Origin of the sequence: Jeotgalicoccus aerolatus, from assembly GCF_014635205.1 — a bacterium.
GTDB classification, from domain to species: Bacteria; Bacillota; Bacilli; order Staphylococcales; family Salinicoccaceae; genus Jeotgalicoccus; species Jeotgalicoccus aerolatus.
The window spans coordinates 973796-997607 of record NZ_BMCN01000001.1 but is presented as its reverse complement, the minus strand read 5'-3'; the positions used below and the strand labels follow the sequence as shown (position 1 = coordinate 997607).

Genomic DNA, 23812 nt, shown 5'->3' with positions numbered 1-23812 from the left:
AGCTTGAAACCTTTAAACTCCGCACTTTCTAAGGTATAATATACAGGTGTTGCAAAGAGTCTGGTACTTTGACTATAGATTAGAATTATTATAAACTATAGTAGTATTAGAAATCTAAATTTCAATTGGAGGATTAGACATGGCATCTGTTTTAGAAATTAAGAATCTACACGTTGAAATAGACGGTAAAGAAATATTAAAGGGTGTTGACTTAACACTTAAACAGGGTGAAATTCACGCTGTAATGGGGCCAAATGGTACTGGTAAATCTACATTAGCACAGGCTATTATGGGTCACCCGAGCTACGACGTTACTGAAGGTGAAATTCTTCTTGACGGTGAAAACATTCTGGAAATGGAAGTGGACGAGCGTGCTCAAGCTGGTTTATTCCTTGGAATGCAGTATCCTTCTGAAATTTCAGGCGTAACTAACTCTGATTTCCTGCGTTCTGCAATTAACGCACAGCGCGAAGAAGGCGACGAAATCAACTTAATGCAGTTCATTAAAAAACTGGATAAAAATATGGAATACCTTGAAATGGACCCGGACATGGCGACGCGTTACCTAAACGAAGGTTTCTCAGGCGGGGAGAAAAAACGCAATGAAATTCTTCAGCTGATGATGCTTGAACCAAAATTCGGTATCCTGGATGAGATTGACTCAGGTCTTGATATTGATGCGTTAAGAGTAGTTTCTGAAGGAATCAACAAACTACGCGGACAGGACTTCGGTTCTTTAATCATTACTCACTATCAGCGTCTGCTTAACTACATTACACCAGATGTTGTTCACGTAATGATGAAAGGTAAAGTTGTTAAATCAGGCGGCAAAGAACTTGCTGAACGTTTAGAGTCTGAAGGTTACGACTGGATTAAAGAAGAACTGGGCATCGATGACGAAGCTGCCAGCGCAGAAGATAAATAAGACGGGAGGATCACTATGGCTACTGAATTAAATGCATTCGAACTGAATAAGGAAGAAATTATTGCTAATGCGAACAGCAGAGGCGAATCTGAATTCCTGCTCGGTAAAAGAAAAGAAGCAGTAGAAAAATTTGATAGTCTTGACATGATTAAACCTGACAAGACTAAAGTAGACAAATGGGACTTCTTTAACGTCACTTCACCTGCAGTGGAAAGCAGCACATACAGTGCATTAGATGAGCTGCCTGACGGCGTTAAAGAGTTAATAGACCTTGAAAACAGTAAAAATATATATATTCAGCATAACAATACACCGGCTTTCCTCCGCCTGGATGAAAGTTTAAAAAATAAAGGTGTTATTGCTGAAAACATCATCGACGCAACTGAAAATCATCCTGAACTTCTTGAGAAGTACTTTATGACAGATGGTGTAAGAATCGATGAAAATAAATTATCAGCTTATCATGCTGCATTATTAAACGGCGGTATTTTCATATACGTGCCTAAAGATGTGCAGATTGAAGACCCAATTCAAATGGTTGTGCTTCACGACGATAAAGATGCTTCATTATTCAACCACGTCCTGCTTGTTGCAGACGAAGGTTCTGAAGTGACTTACGTTGAGAATTACTTCTCAAACCTTGAATCTTCAACTGAGAAAATCAACATTATTTCAGAAGTTATTGCTTTAAATAACGCTAAAGTCACTTATGGTTCAGTTGACTTCCTGCCTAAAGAAATGACAGGGTACGTTAACCGCCGCGGTGTCGCATCTGATGATGCGAACATCGATTGGGCTTTAGGACTTATGAATGACTCAAATATTATTTACGACAACACGACTTACTTAAACGGTGACCGTTCTGAATCAGATCTTAAAATCGTTACAGTTGGCCGCGGTGAAACGAAAGCGAACTTCACGACACAAATCATTCACTATGGTAAAGATTCTAATGGTCATATTCTTAAACACGGTGTGATGAAAGATAAAGCATCGAGCATCTTTAACGGTGTCGGTTATATTAAACACGGCGCAACACGTGCAGATGCACAGCAGGAATCACGTGTATTAATGCTCAGTGAAAAAGCACGCGGTGACGCGAACCCGATTCTCCTTATCGATGAAGATGACGTAACAGCTGGACACGCAGCATCTGTCGGCCGTGTGGATGATTTGCAGCTCTTCTATTTAATGAGCCGCGGTATCCAGAGAAAAGAAGCGGAACGCTTAGTTATTCACGGTTTCTTAGATCCGGTAGTAAAAGCACTGCCTATTGAAACTGTAAGAAGACAGCTGAAAGAGGTTATCGAGCTTAAGGTATTATCTTAAGGAAGGGAGGGCTCTGACGAATGGATATACAAAAAATACGTCAGGATTTCCCGATACTTGGTGAACAGGTAAACGGAAAAGACCTCATTTATTTAGACACATCAGCGACGAGCCAGACACCGCTGAAAGTTATCGAAGCGATGAACGATTATTACAGAGAATACAATTCCAACGTACACCGCGGCGTGCACACGCTCGGTACAAAAGCGACAGATGCATATGAAAAAGCGCGTATGAAAGTACGCAGTTTTATCAATGCTAAACGCTTTGAAGAAATCGTTTATACACGTGGCACGACTGCGGCAATTAACCTTGTTGCCCGCAGTCTCGGCGATCTGGTCATCCAGGAAGGCGATGAAATTGTCGTCAATGAAATGGAACATCACGCGAATATCGTTCCCTGGCAGGAGCTTGCAAAACGTAAAGGTGCAAAACTTGTCTTTATTCCACTTGAAGAAGACGGGACAATCGCACTGGACAGCGTTAAAGCAGCGATGTCAGACAAAACGAAAATCGTTGCCATCACTCACGTATCCAATGTACTCGGCACCATTAATGATATAAAATCAATAGCTGAAGTCGCTCATGAACACGGTGCATATATTTCTGTAGACGGTGCACAAGCTGTGCCTCACATGAAAGTAGATGTACAGGACTTAGATGTTGACTTTTATGCATTCAGCGGCCATAAAATGCTTGGACCGACAGGTATCGGTATTTTATACGGCAAAGCTGAGTTACTTGATAAAATGGAGCCAATTGAATACGGTGGAGATATGATCGATTATGTTTATAAAACCGAAGCGACATGGACGGATCTGCCTGTGAAATTTGAAGCAGGTACTCCGATGATTGCAGAAGCGGTCGGTTTGAATGCAGCCATCGATTATATTAACGAGATAGGCCTCGATAATATTTATCAGCATGAGAAAGAACTTGTTCAATATGCTTACGATAAAATGTCTGAGATTGAAGGACTGGAAATTTACGGTCCGGCGAAAGATAAACGTGCCGGTTTAATTACTTTCAATCTTAAAGGTGTGCACCCGCATGACCTTGCGACTGCACTTGATTCAGAAGGTATTGCTGTACGCGCCGGACATCATTGTGCCCAGCCGCTTATGAAATGGTGCGAGGCATCATCAACAGCCAGAGCAAGTTTTTATATATACAACACGATCGAAGAGATCGATCAATTTATTGAAAGTCTGGAAAAAACGAAGGAGTTTTTCTCGTATGAATTTTAACAACCTTAATCAGCTGTATCGCTCTGTAATAATGGACCACTACAAAAATCCGCGAAATAAAGGTGAAATTGAAGATGGTTCGATGACAGTTGAAATGAATAACCCGACTTGCGGAGATGAGATTCAGCTCACATTAAACGTTGAAGCGGGCATCATTAAAGATGTTAAGTTTCAAGGAGAAGGCTGCTCAATTTCCATGTCCAGCGCATCGATGATGACAGAAGCGATCATGAACCAGCCCGTAGACAAAGCGCTGTCGATGGCCGATGAGTTTTCAAACATGATGCTTGGTGAGGAGTACCATATTACAGATGATATGGGAGACATTGAAGCGCTTCAGGGAGTCAGCCAATTTCCTGCACGCATTAAATGTGCGACGCTCACTTGGAAAGCACTGGAAAAAGGATTTAAAGAATCCACAACAAATTAGTATTGAGGAGTGATCATATATGGTTAAGCAAGCACCAGAAATTGGCGATTACAAATATGGTTTCCACGATAAGGACGTTTCTATATTCCGTTCTGACAGAGGATTAACTGAAGAAATCGTCCGTGAAATTTCTAAAATGAAAGAAGAACCGCAGTGGATGCTGGACTACCGTCTTAAATCTCTGCAGCATTTCTACGACAGACCAATGCCTTTATGGGGCGGAGATTTATCGGAACTTGATTTCGATGAAATTACGTACTATGTAAAACCATCTGAACAAACTGAACGCTCTTGGGATGAAGTACCTGATGAAATTAAACGTACGTTTGACAAGCTGGGTATTCCTGAAGCAGAACAGAAATATTTAGCTGGTGTATCAGCACAGTACGAATCAGAAGTTGTTTACCACAACATGGAGAAAGACCTTGAAGATAAAGGTGTTATCTTTAAAGATACGGACTCTGCATTAAGAGAAAACGAAGAATTATTTAAAGAGTACTTTGGAACAGTTATACCATTCTCTGATAATAAATTTTCTGCTTTAAACTCAGCAGTATGGTCAGGCGGATCATTTATTTACTGCCCGCCGGGAGTTAAACTCGACACTCCACTGCAAGCATATTTCCGTATTAACTCTGAAAACATGGGTCAGTTTGAACGTACTTTAATCATTTGTGATGAAGGTTCAAGCGTACATTATGTTGAAGGGTGTACAGCACCGACTTATACGACGAACTCACTGCACTCAGCAGTCGTTGAAATTATCGTTAAGCGCGATGCATATTGCCGTTACACAACAATCCAAAACTGGGCAAACAACGTTTACAACCTGGTTACAAAACGTACTTTCGTTGACGAAAACGGAACGATGGAATGGGTTGACGGTAACATCGGTTCTAAAATTACGATGAAATACCCGTCTGTCTTCCTTAAAGGTGAGGGCGCACGCGGTATGACATTATCTATTGCTTTAGCTGGTAAAGGACAATTGCAGGATGCCGGTGCGAAAATGATTCACTTAGCGCCAAACACATCTTCAACAATTGTGTCTAAATCAATTGCAAGAGGCGGCGGTAAAGTATCATACCGCGGTCAAGTTCACTTCGGACGCAAAGCACACGGCGCACGTTCTAATATCGAATGTGATACGCTGATTATGGATAATGAATCGACTTCGGATACAATTCCGTATAACGAAATTTTAAATGATAATATCTCTCTTGAACACGAAGCGAAAGTTTCGAAAGTATCAGAAGAGCAGTTATTCTACCTGATGAGCCGCGGTCTTGGTGAAGAAGAAGCGACAGAAATGATCGTTATGGGCTTCATCGAGCCATTTACAAAAGAACTTCCTATGGAATACGCAGTTGAAATGAACCGCTTGATTTCATTCGAAATGGAAGGTTCAATCGGTTAATACACTTTAATATATCTAGAACCGCCGCATTTATTTGCGGCGGTTTTTTTGCTTTGCTCCTGTTTTAAATAAATTTGAATATTTAGTGTATGATTTAAAACTTTAGGGTATTGTAGAAAATATCATTTTAGGGGTGATTAATTTGGGAGAAAGTACAAAGGGGAAAGAACAAAATAAGGGTGACATCAGCCAGAAGTTTCCACATACATATGCGATACTGCTCTTTATCGTTATATTAGGGGCAGCACTCAGTTACATTATTCCTGCAGGTGAATTTGACCGCCAGGAAGTGGAAGACAGAGTAGAAGTAGTCAGCGGAAGTTTCCACGGCGTGGAACAAAATCCTGTTTCATTTTTAGATTTAATTATGGCAATCCCGACAGGACTTAACGAAGCTGCTGATATTATATTTTATATATTTCTTATCGGCGGTGCTTTTGGAGTAATTAGAGCAACAGGGGCCATTGAAGCCATTATTCAAAAAGTTATGGATAACGTCAGAAAGAACGAAATGATGTTAATCCCGGTAATAATGACAGTCTTTTCTATACTTGGCTTTACAACCGGTATGGCAGAAGAAACAATTATTTTTGTCCCGATTGGAATTATGCTGGCTGTCGCATTGGGCTATGATGCTATGGTCGGTACAGCGATGGTAACACTCGGTGCTGCTGCTGGTTTCATAGGCGGTATGTTTAACCCGTTCACAGTCGGTATCGCACATGGTATTGCCGAACTGCCGATATTTTCAGGATGGGGATTCAGGACAATTGTTTATTTAGCAGTCTTGATTACCGGTATATTATTCGTTATGAATTATGCTAAAAAAGTGAAGAAAGATCCTAAACGCAGTCTGGTATATGAAGAAGCACAGAACGGACAGCTTAACTTTGTAGAAGATGATATGGAATTTAAGAAACTGACTAAACGCCATATTGTGATCGTGGCATTATTCGCACTGACTATTGCGATAAACGTTTACGGTATTTTTGTCTACGGCTGGTTCTTAACAGAACTTGCAGCGAACTTCTTTACTGTCGGAATTATTATCGGTTTTGTCGGAGGCTTAAAACTTAATAACATATTCGATGCATTTATCGATGGTATGAAGATAGTTGTTTACGGTGCGATTATTGTAGGGTTTGCCCGTGCAATCTTAGTTGTGCTGGAGTCCGGACTAATTATCGATACGATTATTTACAGTATGAGTGCAGCGCTCGACTATATTCCAAATGCATTGACAGCGATAGGAATGCTGGCAGTACAAGTTGTCATTAACTTCTTTATTCCGTCAGGATCTGGCCAGGCAATGACAACAATGCCGGTTATGGTGCCGATTTCTGATCTGCAGGAAATACCGAGACAAGTGGCAGTACTTGCTTATCAGTATGGCGATGCGATTACAAATAGTATTATTCCAACATCTGCATCCTTGATGGGCGTACTTGCAGTCGCAGGGATTCCTTACATTAAATGGGTGAAATTTGTTTGGAAACTGGTACTCATCTGGTTAGTGATTGCAGCGATTGCCTTAGTTGCAGCGACCTTGATTAACTTGCAATAAAGTTTGAGAACAATTATCTCCCTGATCTGTAATACTTTAGTCTGATTATTCTGTCAAAAAATTGACACAATTATTAAGAGTGATAATCTTTAAGTATATACAGAAAATGGGAGGTACTGTAAATGGGTCATACATGGATTAAATTGTCGGTGCTTTATCTTGTTATTGGTATTTCGGTCGGTTTGTTTATGTCTTACACGATACAGCTGAACTGGGCGGCAGGACACGCTCATGTTAACGTAGTCGGCTGGCTGTCTACCCTCGGAATCGGAGCTGTCTTATCGATTTACCCTCACCTTGCGAAAAACGGATTGGGAACGGCAACATTTTGGTTATATCATATCGGTGTGCCGCTTTTCCTTTTCAGCACATTTTTTGTTCAAGTCAATCCGGGTGTCGCGCACATCTTTACATTTATCGGCGGACCGATGTTCCTTTTAGCAATTATATTATTTGGTGTCAATTTATTTATGAATTTAAAAGATGCAGACGTTGAAAAATATAAACGCGAAGTGTAATGTTTGTATCATTTATGATCCAGGTCTTATAATGAAGTTAGTAAACTTATAAAGGCAGGGAGATAAATGGAAAATTTACAAGCATTTTATGACATTGCTTTAACACCGGACGAGTATCGTACTAAGCTGACTGATTTAAAAGACGGCTTCGATAAAATTTACGACGAACATGAAATAACAAAAGATAATGATTTTGAATCTTTTAAAAACAGCGACATGAATCTGCTTGTAATCGCAGAACCATGGTGTTCACACTGCATGCTTAACCTGGCAATTCTTTTCAAACTCGCTGAAGAAGCAGAAATCGACGTTAAAGTTTCACTGAGAGATGATAACGAAGAGTTAATGAACGCTTATTTAACAAACGGCAATAAAGTAATTCCAAAAGTTATCGCAATCGATAACGAAGAAAAAGAAGCAGCTGTATGGGGCCCGCGTGCACCGATGACAGCAGTTATTCAAAAAGATATTATGAAAGATATGCCGGAAAAAGGTACTGAAGAATACGACGCAGCATTTACAGCAGTTAAGAAAGAAATGAAAGAAAAATTCATGACTTCACCAGAACTTTGGGATGCTGTGGAGACAGATTTAAAACAAACATTAGCAGTAAAATAATAAAAAGAATCTCCTTTGAAGCCGCAGGCTTTTGAGGAGATTTTATTTTTATCTCTGAAATACGTTTATCCGTTCAAAAAATTATATGCTAAACTGTAAATCATAATTATGAAAAGTATTACGACAGGAGATGTTTTTGTGAGTGTGACATATAAAGAGCATGATAAAGGAATTATAGAATATATTCTGACGAACCACAGCGGAATGACTGTGAAAATAATCAATGTCGGATGCAGTATTACTGAAATATTTGTTCCTGACAAAAACGGTGATTACAGCAATGTGGTACTGAGATATGAAATGCTTGAAGAATATTTCAGCAATGAACATTTCCTGGGATCGGTCATTACACCAGTTGCCGGCAGAGTGGAGAATGGAGAATTCATAATTAATAATGAAGTGTATTCATTTACACCCAATGAAGGGGAGAACCTGCTCCACAGCGGTGAATTAAATCCGTACAACAAAATCTGGGACAGTTCAATAGAAGGTAACAAAGTTATCTTCCAGTATAGAACCGGTAATGAATTTCCGGGCAGCCCGCTGTTTAAAGTTATTTACAGTTTGACTGAGGCCAATGAACTGAACCTTGAATATGAAGTGACTGCTGAGTCGGAAAGTGTCACAATACCGACGAACCATACATACTTTAACCTCAGCAGTGAGCCGGCTGAGGATACAGGAAATCATGTAATTAAAAGCAATACTGAAAGATGGCTGAAGATGAATAAGGAACTGATTCCGGTGAGTATTGAGCAGTCTGAAGGGCTGTTTGACTTGAATGAGAGACGTTTGTTCAGCGATGTTTTCTCAAGTGATGATGAGCAGATTGAAATCGCGAATGGAGGCTTTGATCACTATTTCATTTTTAATGAAGATGACAAGTCTGCTGTGATTACAGATGAAAGAAGCGGTCGTATAATGAAAGTGACGACAACTTTCCCCGGCATGATTCTTTATACGGGTAATAATATTGATGAGAATATAAATCTGAAAGACAGAAAGGCACAAAAGCACGCCGGATTTTGCATGGAAACACAATGTACGCCTGCAGCTCTGAAGCTCCCTTTAAAACAGGATGTCAGAATAGATGCAGGAGTGCCTTATAAGAAAGAAACAATATTCAGTTTTGCTGCGAAAGTATAGAACTAAAAAGAATCTGCTCAAAATTTTGAGCAGACTCTTTTTAGTTCTTTAATTATTAACATTATAACGGTCGTGGTAAAGGTATTTTCTGGCGATAACAAAGCCCATGCCTTCGATTGTAGTATGGCTTTCTTTGTCTATAAATAAAACTTTTGAGCCCTGAATTTCATCGTATATATTTAAGTAATTTTTAAAATGTCTCAGTTTGTTTCCTATGATGATGTAATCCGGACTCATTGCACGTGCAACATTTTCCAGACCGATATTCATATATGACGATAATTCATCCATTGCTTCAAGCGCTATGGGATTGTTATTTTTCAGTTCCGTGAAAACTTTTTCTATATCCTTTTCCATTTTCAGACCTTTTCGCTCAAGAGAGTCATAAAATGCCTGCTCGGATGCATAGGTTTCCCAGCACCCTTTTCTTCCGCAGTGGCATTGTCTCCCGTTTTCGACGATAACGTTGTGCCCGAATTCTCCGGCGAGCCCCATTTTTCCTCTGTAGAGATTACCGGAAATAATAATTCCTGTACCGATACCGATGCCGGCACTGACGTAGACCAGATTTGTATTTTCCGGATTGGTAATGTGATGCAATGCACCGAGAGCCCCGGCATTCGCTTCGTTAAATGTATTAATCGGGATGTCTGTAAATACGTCTTTGAATTCTTCAGACAGATCGATATTCTTCCAGCCGATGTTAGGCGCGTGTAATATCATGCCTTTAATATTTACAGTTGCAGGAACTGCTACGGCAACTTCGATAATATGCTTTATCTCGATACCGAGCTTCTTAACGGCGTGATTAAATGACTCCTTAAGCAGTTCTGCAATTATTCCAGTATCATTATTGTTTATTTCAATTCTCTGCGTAAAAACGTTCTCGAGCTTCATATTCATTACTGTAAAGTAAATATCGGTGCCGTCGATTTTTATGCCGACAATATATTTTGCATCCGGGTTAAATTTAAGCAACTTCGGTTTTCTGCCTCCGCTGGATATACCGTATCCAAGATCTTTAATCAGGTTTTCATTGAGCAGTTCGTCAGTAATTTTTGAGACTGTCGCCTTGTTCAGACCGGTCTGTTTAGCCAGTTCTGCTCTTGAAATCATTTCAGTCGAAGTGAGCAGTTTCAAAATTTTATTTGTATTGAATTGTTTGATGGATTGCTGATTAACTATACTTTTATTCATAACGTTCTCCTGTGTCTTTTTGAATGAGATTTCTTCAAAGTATAGCACAATTTGTAAATTTTATTTGACAGCGATTTCAAATACATGTATTCTTTGTTTATCCAATAAACAAAGTACTTTCAGGAGGAAAAAGCATGACTTATTTCAATCAGAAACAAATTAACTACGAAGGACCATATTCAAATAATCCTTTAAGTTTTAAATATTTTAATCCGCAAGAAGTAATCGGCGGCAAGACTATGGCTGAGCATATGAAGTTCAGTGTTGCTTACTGGCACACATTTACTGAAGACCTGTCTGACCCGTTCGGCGGCGGTACTGCAAAACGTAACTGGGATCACCTTGAAGGAATGGACAAAGCTAAAGCAAGAGTTGAAGCGATGTTCGAACTGCTTGAAATCCTTAACGTTGATTATTTCTGTTTCCACGATGCAGATATTGCACCGGAAGGTAAAGACTTAAAAGAAACAAACGAAAACCTGGATGAGATTGTTGCGCTTATTAAAGAAAAAATGGCTGAAACAGGCAAAAAACTGCTTTGGAATACAGCTAACAACTTCTCACATGAACGTTTCGTACTGGGTGCAGCGTCATCTTCAAATGCAGATGTATTTGCATATGCGGCAGCTAAAGTTAAAAAACAGCTTGATATTGCTAAAGAACTTGGTGCAAGCAGCTATGTATTCTGGGGCGGACGTGAAGGCTACGAAAGCCTGCTTAATACAGATATGAAACTTGAAACAGACAACCTGGCCCGATTCTTCAAACTGGCTAAAGCTTACGCAGATAAGATCGGCTATGAAGGACAGTTCCTGATTGAACCTAAACCGAAAGAGCCGACATCTCACCAGTATGACTTTGATGTGGCAAGCGGACATGCATTCCTTCAGAAACACGGTCTGGAAGATGTATTCAAATTCAATATCGAAGCTAACCACGCAACGCTCGCAGGTCATTCTTTCCAGCATGAACTTAGATACGCACGCGACAATGACATGCTTGGCTCAGTAGATGCCAATCAGGGTCACCCGCTTCTTGGATGGGATACAGATGAATTCCCTACAGATGTGTATGAAACAACTATGGCAATGTATGAAATTCTTAAAAACGGCGGACTTGATAAAGGCGGTCTTAACTTCGATGCGAAACCCAGACGTACTTCATTCGAACAGGAAGATCTGATTCTGACTCACATAGCAGGAATGGATGCATTTGCACTTGGACTGCGCGTTGCACACCAGATGATTGAAGATAATTTCTTTGAAAACATTGTTGATGAAAAATATAAATCTTATACAGAAGGTATCGGCCGTCAGATTGTAGATGGTGAAACGAGCCTTGAAGAACTAGAAGCGTATGCTTTAGACAACAGTGATATTACTAATACTTCTGATCATCTTGAACTTATTAAAGCGCAAATCAACCAGTACATTCTTAATATCAACAGAGGTGTCTAACATTGGAATACGTCATTGGCATTGATATCGGCACGAGCGGACTGAAAAGCATTATAGTCAGCGGTGACGGAGAAGTCGTCAAAAGTGATAAAGTAAAATACGATACTATTCACGAGAAAACGGGCTACAGTGAAATGAATCCCGAAGATTGGTATGAAGCGGCAGCTGGCAGTCTCGGCCGCCTACTTGACAGTGAATACGGCAGCAAAGTTACAGGCATCAGTTTTTCCGGACAGATGCACGGCCTGGTTATTGTCGACAAAGACGGAGAAGTAATCAGACCGGCAATACTGTGGAATGATACGAGAACATCAGAAGAGTGTAAGGAAATTATCGCTGACATCGGTCTCGATAATCTGCTCGGTCATGTACAGAATACAGTTCTGGAAGGTTTTACACTGTCTAAACTGATATGGGTTAAAAAGAATGAACCTGAAAATTATAAAAAAATCGATAAATTCATGATGCCGAAAGACTACGTTATCTACCGTCTGACAGGCAATGTGTTTGCAGAGCCGTCTGATGCAGCGGGCACAGTGATGTTTGATGTGAAGAAGGGTGAATGGTCAGAGACTCTTCTGGAACAGCTCGGGTTAGATAAAAATATCTGTCCTGAAGTGATTCCTTCACATGGTAAATCGGGCATACTTAACAAAGAGCTGTTTGATATTGAACAGGATATTTCAATCTATCAGGGCGGCGCAGACAATGCCTGCGGTGCACTTGGTGCGGGTATTACCGATTCATCGAGACAGCTTGTAAGCATCGGTACTTCAGGTGTTGTACTTTCTTCGGAAGAAGAAGATGATTATATGAATGACGGATCAGTACATTACTTCAACCACTGTGTCAGCGGTCAGAATTATGTAATGGGTGTGACATTATCAGCAGGATACAGTCTTGAGTGGCTGAAAAAAATGCTTGGTGATGACCAGACATTCGGTGAATTTATGGAAGAAGCAAAAACGTCTCCGCTCGGGGCGAAAGGGTTGTTATATACTCCATTTCTTCTCGGTGAAAGAACGCCTTACAACGATGCAGAAATCAGAGGGAGCTTCATCGGTCTTGATGCGAATACGAATGCTAACGATATGAAGAGAGCAGTCATCGAAGGGATTACATTCTCGCTTAATGAGAGTATTGAAATTATGCGTAAAAATGGCAAGAATATCAGCAGTATTGTTTCTATCGGAGGCGGTGCAGGGAACCGTCAATGGCTGCAGATGCAGGCGGATATTTTCGATGCAGAGATTTTGACGCGGACTGAAGAACAGGGACCTGCCTACGGTGCCGCAATGATTGCAGCGATAGGTGAACAATGGTTTGAAGATTTTTCAGTGATTACTGAAAAATGGATTGATTACAAAGAGACATTCACTCCAATAACTGAAAACAAAGTGCAATATAAGAAATTATTTGAATTATACAGAGAAGTTTATGAGAAGACGCAGGGGCTTACAGGAAAACTATTGGAATTTAAATAAAACTTTGGGGGTGTCATGTGATGGAACCGCATTATAATGTGAAATTTTTAATCACTATGACGTTAATCGCAACACTGGGAGGATTATTATTTGGTTATGACACAGCTGTTATATCCGGAGCAGAACAATCCCTTCAGCAATACATAACAGCCGACTATAATTCATTCATACACGGGGTAACAGTATCGAGTGCATTAATCGGGTGTGTAATCGGTGGACTACTTTCAGGTAAAATTGCAGGAAGTCTTGGAAGAAAAAGATCACTGCAGCTTGCAGCTGTTCTACTTGCAATTTCAGCGTTACTTTCAGCGTATCCTGAACTCTTATTCTTTGAAGTGGGAGAAGCAAGTCTCGGACTTTTGATTATGTTTAATATTTACCGTATTATCGGCGGTATCGGTGTCGGGCTGGCATCAGCTGTAACACCTATGTTCATCGGGGAAATGGCACCGTCAGGCATCAGGGGAAGACTCGTTTCATGGAACCAGTTCGCAATTATTTTCGGTATGCTGGTCGTTTATTTTGTTAACTACGGCATCGCTTTTGGGGAATCTGCAGCATGGATTGAAACTATGGGCTGGAGATACATGTTCCTGACAGAGGCAGTACCGGCACTTCTGTTCTTCCTGCTGCTGTTTGCAGTGCCGGAAACACCGAGATATCTTGCGCTTAACAAACAGGATGATAAAGCGATGGCTGTATTAAACCGAATTTATCATTCTGCAGATCACTCTAAAAAAGTGCTTGCAGACATTGTTCAAACACGTAATCTTGAGAAAAATATAAAGAAAACTCCGCTGTTTGCATTTGGTAAAACAGTGATTATTGTCGGTATTATGGTGTCGTTCTTCCAGCAGTTTATCGGTATCAACGTTGCACTTTACTATGCTCCAAGAATTTTCGAAGATTTGGGTGCAGGTGCTGATGCATCGATGGTGCAGACAGTAGTAATGGGACTTGTAAACGTAATTTTTACACTTATTGCTATTAAATATGTTGATAAGATTGGAAGAAAACCGCTTCTGATTATCGGTTCAATCGGTATGGCAATCGGTATGGGCGGGGTCAGCATGCTGTCAGCGTTTAACGTAATCGGTATATCAACACTAATCTTTATCGTAATATTTACAGCATCGTTCATGATGAGCTGGGGACCAATTGTCTGGGTTGTATTATCAGAAATATTCCCTAACAGAATCAGAGGTGCTGCTATGGCAATCGCAGTTGCGGTACAATGGCTTGCAAACTTTACCATTACTTCATTCTACCCGTACATGATGGAAGTCAGCGGTGCGATGACATACGGCTTCTACGGTCTGATGTGTGTACTGTCAGGACTGTTCGTCTGGAAGTTCCTGCCTGAAACTAAAGGTAAAACTCTTGAGGAACTTGAAAAACTGTGGAAGAAAAAAGAAGATACTTCAGAAGCGCTTTCTGGCGAAAATGCTTTGGAGACTAAATAATAGAAATAAAATAATCCGTTCCCGTTATGGGAGCGGATTTTTGCTGTTCATTTAATGTTGCACTGTTTCGGCTTTTCTTGTACTGATAAATACCCCGACCCCGAGAATCAGAATAATACCTGCAGCCTGATACATGCCGAGGCCGACATTTAGGAGTAAGACAGATGTCAGTACTGCAGATACCGGCTCCAGGAGACCAAGTATGCCGGCTTCTGTTGAACTGATGTATTTCATGCTTGTTATATACAGGTAGAATGCGAGTGTTGTACCGAGCAAAATGGACAGTGCAAGAATAATAACCTGCATTGCAGTCCAGTCAAATGAGAAATCGAACACCCAGATCGGATGAATAAAGTTCATTAGAATACCGCCTGTCAGCATTGAACCGCCGACGAGCTGGAGCGGATGGATAACCTGCAGCAGTACCGGTGCATGGAGCGTGTAATACGCAAGTGCAACACCGGATGCGAGTCCGAACATCAGTGCAGCAGGTGATACAGCGAGATTCGTCAGATTACCGTTTGTCGCTATCAGGATCACGCCGATAATCATTGCAGCGATAATCAATGCTTCGGCTTTCGTCCAAGGTTTGTACTTTTTCATTACTGCATAAAGAATGATATAGATTGGTCCGGTACACTGCAGCACAGTCGCAATTGCAGCGTTTCCAAAGCCGATTGCAGCCATAAATGTATACTGAACCATCGTCATGCCGAAGATGGAATAGACGGCAAACATTAAGACAGTATGCTTATTCCACACCGTCCGATGTTTCCGGCGGAAAAATAAAGTGTATATAGATAATAAGATAATACCGCTGATAGTCAGTCTTGCGGTGACGTACCAGTTTACATCGACAGGTGTCGCTGTAAAAATATAGTCGGACGCAGTGCCCCCGATACCCCACAGAGAAGCACCGATAATAACAAATATTAAACCTTTAATATGAGTAGGATTTTTCATAGCAGTCTTGCCTTTATTCATTTTTTTAAACCAATATACTGCAGACGGCTGTTAAACAGTTTCGGATAAGATAAATAACCGACCATCACAGAAGCCGCAGTGGCGTTAGTAAGTATTAAAAATAGGATAAGCAGCTGATACATGACGGCTTCCATCGGTGCGGCACCGCCGATAATCAGTCCGCTCATCATGCCTGGAAGCTGGACGAGACCGATTGTTTTCTGGGATTCGATCGTAGGAATCATGCTCGTTTGGATCGCTGATTTTAAACTGCGGGACACCGCATCTTTTGGCTCACCGCCAAATGACAAAATCAATTCAATCATTTCCTCGCTGTTTTCCAGCTCATCTGTAAATTTATTGACGAATAAGAGTGACAGCACCATGCAGTTACCAATCAGCATTCCGCTGATCGGAATAATCTGCTGGGGGATAAAATCGATAATGCCGAAGCCCAGCATTATTATCATGGAGACTGCTTCGACTACTGTCAGCGTTAAGATTATAATCCATTTGATCCCGGGAATACGAACGCCCTTCTTAATGACATTTTGACTGGCAGCAGCAATCATCACTATTATCATCAGCAGCATATATATAATACTGTCGCTGTCGAAAACAAAGGTCAGTATCATACCGACGATAAGCAGCTGTATAATCGAACGGACTGAGGCGATTAAAATATCTTTCGTTAAGCCGAGCTTCAGCACAACGACAATGACAAGCGGAATGATAACAAATATCCCGGAGAGCAGAAGTTCCTGAAAGCCCATCAGCGTTCACCCCTTAGAAATTGCTGTATAATAGTGTTACTAGAACTGTACAGTGAATCAATCGGGCCTTGAAGCAGCAGCTCGCCCTGATTTAAAAACCAAATATCATCGCTGACACGTTCAGCCTGGGCCAGATCGTGGGTGATCCAGACGACTGTTAAATTATGTTCCTGCTGCAGTTTTTTAACGAGACGTTCGATATCTCTAACAAGTGTATAGTCAAGGCTGGACGTGATTTCATCGAGCAGCAGCACTTCAGGTTTTGAAACGAAAGTCCTGGCTAAAGAAACCCGGCTCTTTTCTCCGCCGGATAGTTTATTAATTTTACGCTGTAAAAAACTTTTGTCGAGATCAACCATTTCAAGGAGTTTAACAGCGCGGCCCTGATTCAGTTCTTTGTTAAAGATTTTTAACGGTAAATTTAAATTATCGTATACGGTGCCTGCAAGCATTGGTGCACTTTGAAAAGCCATGCCGGCTTTCTTTCTGAGCGAGATGATATCTGCTGAAGCGATATTTTCACCGCGGTAAAATACATCGCCGGAATCTGGAGACAAGAGGCCGTTGATATGTTTCAAGCATGTCGTTTTGCCCGCACCGCTCGGGCCAATAAATGTCGTAATTTTATTTTCGCGGAAATACCCTGAGATATTATGTAGTATTTCCCGATGGCTGACATTTTTAAATTCAATAATCTCCATGATTAATATCCTCCCAAGTAAATGTGCTAAAATGAAGTAAGGTGATTTAATGATTTATATAGGACTGACAGGGTGGGGCGATCACGATTCGCTCTACACTGAGCTATCAAATAAAAAAGATAAATTAATTACATATGCGTCACATTTTCCAATTGTTGAACTCGATTCAACATATTATGCAGTCCAGCGTCAGTCCACTATAGAAAAGTGGTGCAATGAGACGCCTGACACGTTTAAATTTGCGGTAAAAGCACACCAGTTTATGACGGGGCACAGTGATTACCGCGAGCATTACGATTCTATAAAAGATGTATTCAGTGCATATAAAGAAATGCTGATGCCTATGTATGATAGAAATAAACTCACTTTTGTCCTGCTGCAGTTTCCGCCGTGGTTTGACATTAACAGTAAAAACATCCGTTACGTTAAATTTGCGGCTGAACTGCTGAAACCATTTAAAGTTGCAGTGGAATTCCGCAATCAGACGTGGTTTCAAGATAATTATAAAGAAGATACGCTCGAATTTCTACACAGCGGGAATGTTATTCACAGTATATGCGATGAGCCGCAGGCCGGCATCGGCTCGGTTCCCTTCGTTAACCGTGTAACAGATGACACTGCTTTTATCCGCCTGCACGGCAGGAATGTTCACGGCTGGACTCAGCAGAACCGTACATCTGAAGAGTGGCGGGATGTCCGATATTTATATGATTATAACAGAAAGGAACTCGAGTGGTTACAAAAGCAGGTCAATATTCTGCAGCATAAAACCAAAGATATATATATTGTATTTAACAATAATTCAGGGGGGCACGCAGCAAAAAATGCAAAAGAGTTTATCAGCATGCTGAATATAGAATACAGCGGTCTTGCACCGAAGCAGCTGAAACTATTCTAAGGGGCTGGGGTCATGGAAGTATTAGTGCTAATACTGATCGGTTTACTGTCTTCAATACTGGGTTCTCTCGTCGGTATCGGCGGGGGTGTTATCGTCGTGCCGGCATTAATGTTTTTCGGTGTAACGCTTGGAATTTTACCATCAATCACACCGCAGACTGCCGTCGGAACGTCGAGTATGCTGTTAATATTTACAGGTATGAGTGCGATGATATCTTATGCCAAAAAAAATCAGGTAGACAAGCAGAATGGTATATTATTTCTCATTGGACTGATGCCGGGCGCCTTCGCCGGATCTTATGCCAGCAGCCTGTTTACAGTAGACAGCTTTAATTTATATTTCGGTATGTTTTTAATTTTTATCAGCATATTGCTAGTGATAAGAAATAAAATCAAACCGATGAAAATCTTCCAGAACCCTAAATATTTAAAACCTCACCGCGATAATATGGGGAATATATATCACTACGGTTTTCCCCCTTATCTCGCAATTTCTATTACGTTTGTCGTCGGCTTTATTACCGGCTTGTTCGGTATCGGCGGCGGAGTACTGATGACGCCGTTAATGCTTATGGTCTTTCGCATGCCGCCGGCAATCGCAATCGGTACGAGTATGATGATGGTCTTTTTCTCCGGCGTGTCGTCGGCCTTTGGTCACGTGCTGCAGAATAACGTCGTGTACTTTTATATTATATTACTCGTGCCAGCAGCTGTAATCGGTGCCAATATCGGTGTGAAAATTAATCAGCGATTCAGTTCTGACGGTTTAGTTGTGATTCTCCGCACCGTGCTGTTTATTCTCGGAGTGTACTTAATTCTACAAACAATTCTTTAAGGAGTGCTCGTATGGAAGTGAAAATTTATCATACTAATGATATACACAGTGCATTACATAATTACATGAAGTTCACCAGCTTCATTAAAAATAAAAGACGCCAGTACAGAGATAATATGTTCTATGTTGATATTGGCGATCACGTTGACCGCTCTCATCCATACACGGAAGCGACACTCGGCAAAGGTAATATTGAACTGTTGAATCAGGCGACATGCGATGTTGCAACACTTGGAAATAATGAAGGGATTACACTGACTAAAAATCAGCTGAAACATTTATACGATGATGCTGATTTTGATGTCATCTGTGCGAACTTGCGTGAAGTCGGCACACAGGAACCATTTTTTAAACCGTACACAATTAAAGAAACAAACGGAATTAAGATTGGCTTTATCGCTGCGACTGTTGAGTTTACACCTTTCTATTTGGCTTTGGACTGGGAAGTTGAAGGTGCATTTGAAAGAATCGAAAAATATTTACAGGAACTTAAACCTCAAGTGGATGTCATCATTATGATGAGTCACTTAGGCATGTATGATGATGAAACACTTGCGAATAAGTTTCCGGAAATCGATTTGATATTATCGTCGCATACGCATCATCATTTTGAAAAAGGTGAATATATTAATGGTGTGCTGCTGGCAGCCGCGGGGAGATACGGTGAGTATATCGGTGAAGTGACGCTTGAATTTGAAGGCAGTCAGCTGGTCAATAAAAAAGCTGTGCTGATCGAATCGGATATATTATCACAGGTAGAAAATGATTATTATAATAAAGGAAAAGCAATCTTAAAGGATATGGTTATTAAAAAAGATGCTTTGCCGATTGATCGCAGACTGTATTCTGCCGGGCGCTTCAGCTCGCTCCTTGCTTATATTCTTAAAGATTTTACGAAGAGTGATGCCGGGCTGATTCATACGGGTTTGATTGCGAGTCCATTTGAAGGCGGCGTGCTGACAGAGTATTCGCTTCATAAAGTGCTGCCGCATGCGATTAACGCTGTTAAAATTGAATTGACCGGCCGTGAAATGAAAGAAATATTTACCCAGGCAAACCGCCACGAATACAAAGATGAAATTGTACGGGGACTCGGTTTCAGAGGGGATATTTTCGGTTGTTTTGTCACAGACAATATAAGTTATGTACAATCTGAACGCGAGTATTTTATCGGAGAAGAACTGATAGATGAAAAGAAAACATATACACTCGGAACGCTTGATATGTATACTTTCGGAAGGATCTTCCCGCAGTTCAGATATTCGAAGAAAGAATACATTATGCCGGACCTGCTCCGCGATATTGTCAAACAATATATTAATTACCTGTAGTCTGTTTGGGCTGATGTATGCTATACTGTATAACAATTGAATAAATAAAAAAGTAGAGGTTGCACTTTTCAACAGTAAAGTATTTCAGCAGGCATGCGTTTGGAGAATACTTAAAAGGGGAAAGTGCCGAAGAAAGATATCGGCAGGTATCGTTTCTGGGGTTCAGTTTAAGAGGCTGGGCACTGTCAGTGATATGATGCGCTACATTTAATAGATGAATCATAAATGCGTGCATATATTAACGTATTTATGATTTTTTTTATTGAAAATTTTAGGAGGAAAAAAGATGGAATCATTTTTAAACTGGGAATACATGCCGCTTATTCCCCCCTTATTAACGCTTTTACTCGTCATCGTAACGAGAAAAGTCGGAATCAGTTTAGGTGCCGGCATTATTACCTCGGCATTTGTTATAGCGAACGGACACTTTGGAGAATTTTTCCGTCTGGTGTTTGATTCATTTATAGCGATCTTTATTGAAGACGGCGGATTGAATACGTGGAATGCTTACATATTAATTTTCTTAACACTGCTTGGAATAATGACCGCATTTATGAATATGTCAGGCGGTGCGCGGGCCTTTACCAATTGGGCACTGACAAAAGTTAAATCGCGCCGCGGTGCAGGTTTAATGACCGCTGTCTTAGGAATTATCGTATTCATCGATGATTACTTCAGCGCTTTAATTGTTGGCCAGGTTGCCAAACCAATTACAGATAAATATAAAATTTCAAGAGCTAAATTGGCCTATATGGTCGATACGACTGCATCACCGGTTGCAGTAATGATGCCGGTATCAAGCTGGGGTGCGGGAATTATGGGACTGACGGCACCACTCCTGGTGGCTGCAGGAACGACAAATATTTCACCATTCCAAAGCTTTATGTATATGGTGCCAATGAACTTTTATGTCATTTCAGCAATTATTATGATGTTTATCGTTGTTATCTTTAAATTTGATATTGGACCGATGAGAAAACAGGAAGAACTTGCAATCAATGAAGGGATTCTGCGTGATAAAGTACCAGAATTTGCAGAACAGGAAGATGAACTGCCTGTTCATGAAGGGTCAGGAGCTACGGCTTTAATCGTGCCGATTATCGCACTTGCAGTGACTGTTGTTATTGCGATGTACATTACTGGTGCACTTGAAGGCGGCAGCTGGAGCGTATTTTCGGTTATGGAAAACACACTGATTACACATTCATTAGTGGCAGGGGGCATTGTCGGTCTGATACTGACTATGTTTTATTACTTTAAACATACTAAAGGTGACGATGACTTCAGCGGCAGACACATTTTACTGGGCATTAAAACAGGCTTTCTGGCGATGTTCCCAGCGATGTTAGTGTTAACATTTGCCTGGATGATCGGCGGCTTAATCAGCGAGCTCGGTACAGGAGAGCTCCTGGGTGCCATGGTTGAAAGTTCCAGTCTTCCGGTTGAACTGCTGCCGGGTGTTATATTTATTGTAGCGTGTATTATGGCGATGGCTACCGGAACAAGCTGGGGATCATTTGGTATTCTGATTCCTGTTGCCGGTGAAATTATTATTTCACTCGGCGAAACAGAACTGCTGCTGCCGAGTGTTGCTGCAGTGCTTGCAGGTGCTGTATTCGGAGACCACTGTTCACCGATTTCAGACTCGACGATTCTGTCGTCAACAGGATCGGGCAGTGACCACATCGTTCACGTTATGACACAACTGCCTTATGCTGTAATTTCAGCCTTAATCGGCCTGGTCGGCTTTATTATTCTCGGTATGACTGCAAATGTTATGCTGGCCCTAACGGGTGTTCTCGCCGGGCTGATTGTAGTCTTCATTATCGTGAAGTTTATGTACCGGCCGGTAACTAAACAGAACACATAATGGTAAATATTATGCTATCATGGATGTACTAGTTTGATTAAAGGGTGAGCGTCTGTGATTACGATTGATCATATGAACTTTGAACTCGTGGAAAATTACCGCGAAGCATTTGATGAAGAAACTTTTAAAAATAAATACAGCGAGCTGCTGAATAAGTATGATTTTATAGTCGGCGATGTCGGTTATGAAAAATTAAGACTTGCAGGATTTTATAAAAATAATAAACGGAAAGTAGAACCTGATAAAAGGGTTAACGCTATTCAGGAATATTTGAATGAATACTGCAACTTTGGCTGCGCTTATTTTATTTTAAGAAAAGTATCCAAGCAGGAATTAAAAGAACAGGCTGAACAAGCCGAGACAAAAATAGAAATCGAGGAAGAGACCGGGTCATAATATCCGGTCTCTTTTTCATATGATATGATTAGAGAGACTAATATTAATGAGGTGTAATTATGTACTTTGTAGATAAAAATGTATTAAACCAGCGTCTGGATTACATAGAAAACTTAACTGAATCCATCGATACGGACAATCTTCTGGCACTTGAGAGAACGTGTCATATGCTGATCGAAGCAGCGGTTGATGTCGGCAATATGATTATCGATGCTTTTATTTTAAGAGATCCAGGCAACTATGCAGATGTCATCGATATTTTAAATCAGGAAGGTGTCGTCAGCAAAGAAGATGCTGAAAAATTAAAAAATACTTTGAAGTGGAGAACTGAATTGACGAGAAATTATCAGTCTCTCGACCACGAAGCAATGCAGAAAGATTTCAAAGAGAATATCAGTGCCTATAAAAATCTAAAAGGCAGCATTGAACATTTCTTTAAAAATGATCCTCAGGCAGTCACAGCGTTCAGCAGTGATACGGATGTATAAAGGCTACCTCATTGACTTAGACGGCACGATGTTTAATGGCAATAGTGTTATTGACGGGGCTATTCATTTTATCGACCGTTTAAATGAAGCGGATATTCCTTATCTATTCTTAACGAATAACGCGACAAGGACCCCGATAGAGATTTTAAAAAAGATGAAGGATATGGGATTTACGACAACTGAAGACCATTTTTATACTTCAGCAATGGCCATGAAAGAGTATCTAAACAGTGCGTTTGATAGCCCGTCAGTTTTTGTAATCGGTACTGACAGTTTTAAAGATACACTTATAAAAGACGGCAGAATCGTATTAAATAATCAAACGCCGGATGCGGTCGTAATGGGTCTGGATCCTGCAATCACCTTTGATAAAATTACGGCTGCCTGCAAACTGATTCAGGAAGGTGCGCTGTTTCTAGCGACAAATCCGGATATAAAAATTAAGACAGATTACGGTTTTTCTCCAGGTAACGGCTCTTTTGTCAGACTGGTCAGTGAAGTCACGGGTCAATCGCCGATTATTACCGGCAAGCCGTACAGTCACATTTTAAACGGTGCGCTTATGCGTTTAAATATGACAGCAGGAGATGTTGCCATGATCGGTGACAACTACGATACAGATATTTTGACTGGAATTAACGGCGGTGTGAGTACAATACATGTTGGGACAGGTGTGCACAGTAAAGACTATGTTAACAGCAGAGCTTTGCCTCCTGCACATTGTGTTAATTTGCTGACGGACTGGCAGCTGTAAGCTCCTTCG

General features: G+C 40.8%; 23 protein-coding genes and 1 riboswitch. Of the genes, 19 read left to right on the top strand and 4 right to left on the bottom strand.

The annotated features are described in order from the left end of the window. The first annotated feature begins 139 nt into the window (after window positions 1–139). The 9 genes from sufC (at window position 140) to IEU81_RS04995 (ending at window position 9194) form a co-directional block, all read left to right on the top strand. Complete coding sequence (gene sufC / locus IEU81_RS05035) at window positions 140–925, top strand: Fe-S cluster assembly ATPase SufC (RefSeq protein ID WP_092597157.1); 786 nt, start codon at window positions 140–142, stop codon at window positions 923–925. 15 nt (window positions 926–940) lie between these two features. Further along, a complete protein-coding gene (sufD, locus tag IEU81_RS05030; protein WP_092597160.1) occupies window positions 941–2254 on the top strand; it encodes a Fe-S cluster assembly protein SufD in 1314 nt (437 codons plus the stop codon). Between the two features lie 20 nt (window positions 2255–2274). Beyond that, window positions 2275–3501, top strand: a complete 1227-nt coding sequence (locus IEU81_RS05025) for a cysteine desulfurase (RefSeq protein ID WP_092597163.1) — start codon at window positions 2275–2277, stop codon at window positions 3499–3501. Then, window positions 3491–3931 (top strand): Fe-S cluster assembly sulfur transfer protein SufU, encoded by a 441-nt coding sequence (gene sufU / locus IEU81_RS05020; RefSeq protein ID WP_092597166.1) that lies wholly within the window; start codon window positions 3491–3493, stop codon window positions 3929–3931. The genes IEU81_RS05025 and sufU overlap by 11 nt, the downstream gene beginning before the upstream one ends. Window positions 3932–3950: 19 nt before the next feature. Next, window positions 3951–5348, top strand: a complete 1398-nt coding sequence (sufB, locus tag IEU81_RS05015) for a Fe-S cluster assembly protein SufB (protein ID WP_092597168.1) — start codon at window positions 3951–3953, stop codon at window positions 5346–5348. 142 nt (window positions 5349–5490) lie between these two features. Further along, window positions 5491–6912, top strand: coding sequence for a YfcC family protein (locus tag IEU81_RS05010; protein WP_231957178.1), 1422 nt, complete (start codon window positions 5491–5493; stop codon window positions 6910–6912). Between the two features lie 122 nt (window positions 6913–7034). Then, complete coding sequence (locus IEU81_RS05005; RefSeq protein ID WP_092597171.1) at window positions 7035–7430, top strand: hypothetical protein; 396 nt, start codon at window positions 7035–7037, stop codon at window positions 7428–7430. A 66-nt stretch (window positions 7431–7496) separates the two neighbouring features. After that, on the top strand, window positions 7497–8048 hold the full coding sequence (locus IEU81_RS05000) for a thioredoxin family protein (protein ID WP_186090550.1): 552 nt from the start codon (window positions 7497–7499) through the stop codon (window positions 8046–8048). A gap of 108 nt (window positions 8049–8156) precedes the next feature. Continuing rightward, window positions 8157–9194: an aldose epimerase family protein gene (locus IEU81_RS04995; RefSeq protein WP_186090549.1), complete on the top strand. Its 1038-nt coding sequence runs from the start codon at window positions 8157–8159 to the stop codon at window positions 9192–9194. Window positions 9195–9242: 48 nt separating this feature from the next. On the opposite strand, the gene IEU81_RS04990 is transcribed toward IEU81_RS04995, so the two are convergent. Continuing rightward, a complete protein-coding gene (locus IEU81_RS04990) occupies window positions 9243–10391 on the bottom strand; it encodes an ROK family transcriptional regulator (protein ID WP_186090547.1) in 1149 nt (382 codons plus the stop codon). A gap of 134 nt (window positions 10392–10525) precedes the next feature. Here IEU81_RS04990 and xylA point away from each other — a divergent pair, with 134 nt between their 5' ends. The 3 genes from xylA to xylE are packed head-to-tail and all read left to right on the top strand — an operon-like array spanning window position 10526 to window position 14795. After that, window positions 10526–11848, top strand: coding sequence for a xylose isomerase (xylA, locus tag IEU81_RS04985; protein WP_186090545.1), 1323 nt, complete (start codon window positions 10526–10528; stop codon window positions 11846–11848). A 2-nt stretch (window positions 11849–11850) separates the two neighbouring features. Next, complete coding sequence (gene xylB, locus IEU81_RS04980) at window positions 11851–13332, top strand: xylulokinase (protein ID WP_092597186.1); 1482 nt, start codon at window positions 11851–11853, stop codon at window positions 13330–13332. A 20-nt stretch (window positions 13333–13352) separates the two neighbouring features. Continuing rightward, the gene (gene xylE, locus IEU81_RS04975; RefSeq protein ID WP_092597189.1) at window positions 13353–14795 is read left to right on the top strand and encodes a D-xylose transporter XylE; all 1443 of its coding nucleotides are present in this window, start codon (window positions 13353–13355) and stop codon (window positions 14793–14795) included. Between the two features lie 51 nt (window positions 14796–14846). Here xylE and IEU81_RS04970 read toward each other — a convergent pair whose 3' ends face one another. Genes IEU81_RS04970 through IEU81_RS04960 form a run of 3 tightly spaced genes read right to left on the bottom strand, consistent with a single transcriptional unit; the run spans window position 14847 to window position 17232 of the window. Then, the gene (locus IEU81_RS04970) at window positions 14847–15758 is read right to left on the bottom strand and encodes a DMT family transporter (protein WP_186090543.1); all 912 of its coding nucleotides are present in this window, start codon (window positions 15756–15758) and stop codon (window positions 14847–14849) included. A gap of 17 nt (window positions 15759–15775) precedes the next feature. Then, window positions 15776–16531 (bottom strand): ABC transporter permease, encoded by a 756-nt coding sequence (locus tag IEU81_RS04965; protein WP_186090541.1) that lies wholly within the window; start codon window positions 16529–16531, stop codon window positions 15776–15778. Then, window positions 16531–17232: an ABC transporter ATP-binding protein gene (locus IEU81_RS04960; RefSeq protein ID WP_186090540.1), complete on the bottom strand. Its 702-nt coding sequence runs from the start codon at window positions 17230–17232 to the stop codon at window positions 16531–16533. Before IEU81_RS04960 ends, IEU81_RS04965 begins: the two co-directional genes overlap by 1 nt. A 49-nt stretch (window positions 17233–17281) precedes the next feature. Here IEU81_RS04960 and IEU81_RS04955 point away from each other — a divergent pair, with 49 nt between their 5' ends. The 7 genes from IEU81_RS04955 (at window position 17282) to IEU81_RS04925 (ending at window position 23803) form a co-directional block, all read left to right on the top strand. Then, window positions 17282–18130 carry a DUF72 domain-containing protein gene (locus IEU81_RS04955; RefSeq protein WP_092597202.1) on the top strand — a complete coding sequence of 283 codons (849 nt, stop codon included), beginning with the start codon at window positions 17282–17284 and terminating at the stop codon, window positions 18128–18130. A 12-nt stretch (window positions 18131–18142) separates the two neighbouring features. After that, window positions 18143–18964: a sulfite exporter TauE/SafE family protein gene (locus tag IEU81_RS04950; protein WP_092597205.1), complete on the top strand. Its 822-nt coding sequence runs from the start codon at window positions 18143–18145 to the stop codon at window positions 18962–18964. Window positions 18965–18975: 11 nt separating this feature from the next. Continuing rightward, complete coding sequence (locus IEU81_RS04945) at window positions 18976–20295, top strand: bifunctional metallophosphatase/5'-nucleotidase (protein ID WP_092597208.1); 1320 nt, start codon at window positions 18976–18978, stop codon at window positions 20293–20295. 45 nt (window positions 20296–20340) lie between these two features. Continuing rightward, a riboswitch (Lysine riboswitch) is annotated at window positions 20341–20507 on the top strand. Window positions 20508–20581: 74 nt separating this feature from the next. Beyond that, on the top strand, window positions 20582–22165 hold the full coding sequence (locus IEU81_RS04940) for a Na+/H+ antiporter NhaC family protein (protein ID WP_092597211.1): 1584 nt from the start codon (window positions 20582–20584) through the stop codon (window positions 22163–22165). 54 nt (window positions 22166–22219) lie between these two features. Then, window positions 22220–22561: a YutD family protein gene (locus IEU81_RS04935; RefSeq protein ID WP_186090538.1), complete on the top strand. Its 342-nt coding sequence runs from the start codon at window positions 22220–22222 to the stop codon at window positions 22559–22561. 59 nt (window positions 22562–22620) lie between these two features. After that, window positions 22621–23049: a DUF86 domain-containing protein gene (locus tag IEU81_RS04930; RefSeq protein WP_092597218.1), complete on the top strand. Its 429-nt coding sequence runs from the start codon at window positions 22621–22623 to the stop codon at window positions 23047–23049. Continuing rightward, window positions 23042–23803 (top strand): TIGR01457 family HAD-type hydrolase, encoded by a 762-nt coding sequence (locus tag IEU81_RS04925; protein ID WP_092597221.1) that lies wholly within the window; start codon window positions 23042–23044, stop codon window positions 23801–23803. The genes IEU81_RS04930 and IEU81_RS04925 overlap by 8 nt, the downstream gene beginning before the upstream one ends. The last annotated feature ends 9 nt before the right edge of the window (window positions 23804–23812 follow it).

Excerpts from the sequence above, each read along its gene's own strand:
- sufC (WP_092597157.1), top strand. The coding sequence starts at position 140 with ATGGCATCTGTTTTAGAAATTAAGAATCTACACGTTGAAATAGACGGT.
- sufD (WP_092597160.1), top strand. The coding sequence starts at position 941 with ATGGCTACTGAATTAAATGCATTCGAACTGAATAAGGAAGAAATTATT.
- IEU81_RS05025 (WP_092597163.1), top strand. The coding sequence starts at position 2,275 with ATGGATATACAAAAAATACGTCAGGATTTCCCGATACTTGGTGAACAG.
- sufU (WP_092597166.1), top strand. The coding sequence starts at position 3,491 with ATGAATTTTAACAACCTTAATCAGCTGTATCGCTCTGTAATAATGGAC.
- sufB (WP_092597168.1), top strand. The coding sequence starts at position 3,951 with ATGGTTAAGCAAGCACCAGAAATTGGCGATTACAAATATGGTTTCCAC.
- IEU81_RS05005 (WP_092597171.1), top strand. The coding sequence starts at position 7,035 with ATGGGTCATACATGGATTAAATTGTCGGTGCTTTATCTTGTTATTGGT.
- IEU81_RS05000 (WP_186090550.1), top strand. The coding sequence starts at position 7,497 with ATGGAAAATTTACAAGCATTTTATGACATTGCTTTAACACCGGACGAG.
- IEU81_RS04995 (WP_186090549.1), top strand. The coding sequence starts at position 8,157 with ATGAAAAGTATTACGACAGGAGATGTTTTTGTGAGTGTGACATATAAA.
- IEU81_RS04990 (WP_186090547.1), bottom strand. The coding sequence starts at position 10,391 with ATGAATAAAAGTATAGTTAATCAGCAATCCATCAAACAATTCAATACA.
- xylA (WP_186090545.1), top strand. The coding sequence starts at position 10,526 with ATGACTTATTTCAATCAGAAACAAATTAACTACGAAGGACCATATTCA.
- xylE (WP_092597189.1), top strand. The coding sequence starts at position 13,353 with ATGGAACCGCATTATAATGTGAAATTTTTAATCACTATGACGTTAATC.
- IEU81_RS04970 (WP_186090543.1), bottom strand. The coding sequence starts at position 15,758 with ATGAAAAATCCTACTCATATTAAAGGTTTAATATTTGTTATTATCGGT.
- IEU81_RS04965 (WP_186090541.1), bottom strand. The coding sequence starts at position 16,531 with ATGGGCTTTCAGGAACTTCTGCTCTCCGGGATATTTGTTATCATTCCG.
- IEU81_RS04960 (WP_186090540.1), bottom strand. The coding sequence starts at position 17,232 with ATGGAGATTATTGAATTTAAAAATGTCAGCCATCGGGAAATACTACAT.
- IEU81_RS04955 (WP_092597202.1), top strand. The coding sequence starts at position 17,282 with ATGATTTATATAGGACTGACAGGGTGGGGCGATCACGATTCGCTCTAC.
- IEU81_RS04950 (WP_092597205.1), top strand. The coding sequence starts at position 18,143 with ATGGAAGTATTAGTGCTAATACTGATCGGTTTACTGTCTTCAATACTG.
- IEU81_RS04945 (WP_092597208.1), top strand. The coding sequence starts at position 18,976 with ATGGAAGTGAAAATTTATCATACTAATGATATACACAGTGCATTACAT.
- IEU81_RS04940 (WP_092597211.1), top strand. The coding sequence starts at position 20,582 with ATGGAATCATTTTTAAACTGGGAATACATGCCGCTTATTCCCCCCTTA.
- IEU81_RS04930 (WP_092597218.1), top strand. The coding sequence starts at position 22,621 with ATGTACTTTGTAGATAAAAATGTATTAAACCAGCGTCTGGATTACATA.
- IEU81_RS04925 (WP_092597221.1), top strand. The coding sequence starts at position 23,042 with ATGTATAAAGGCTACCTCATTGACTTAGACGGCACGATGTTTAATGGC.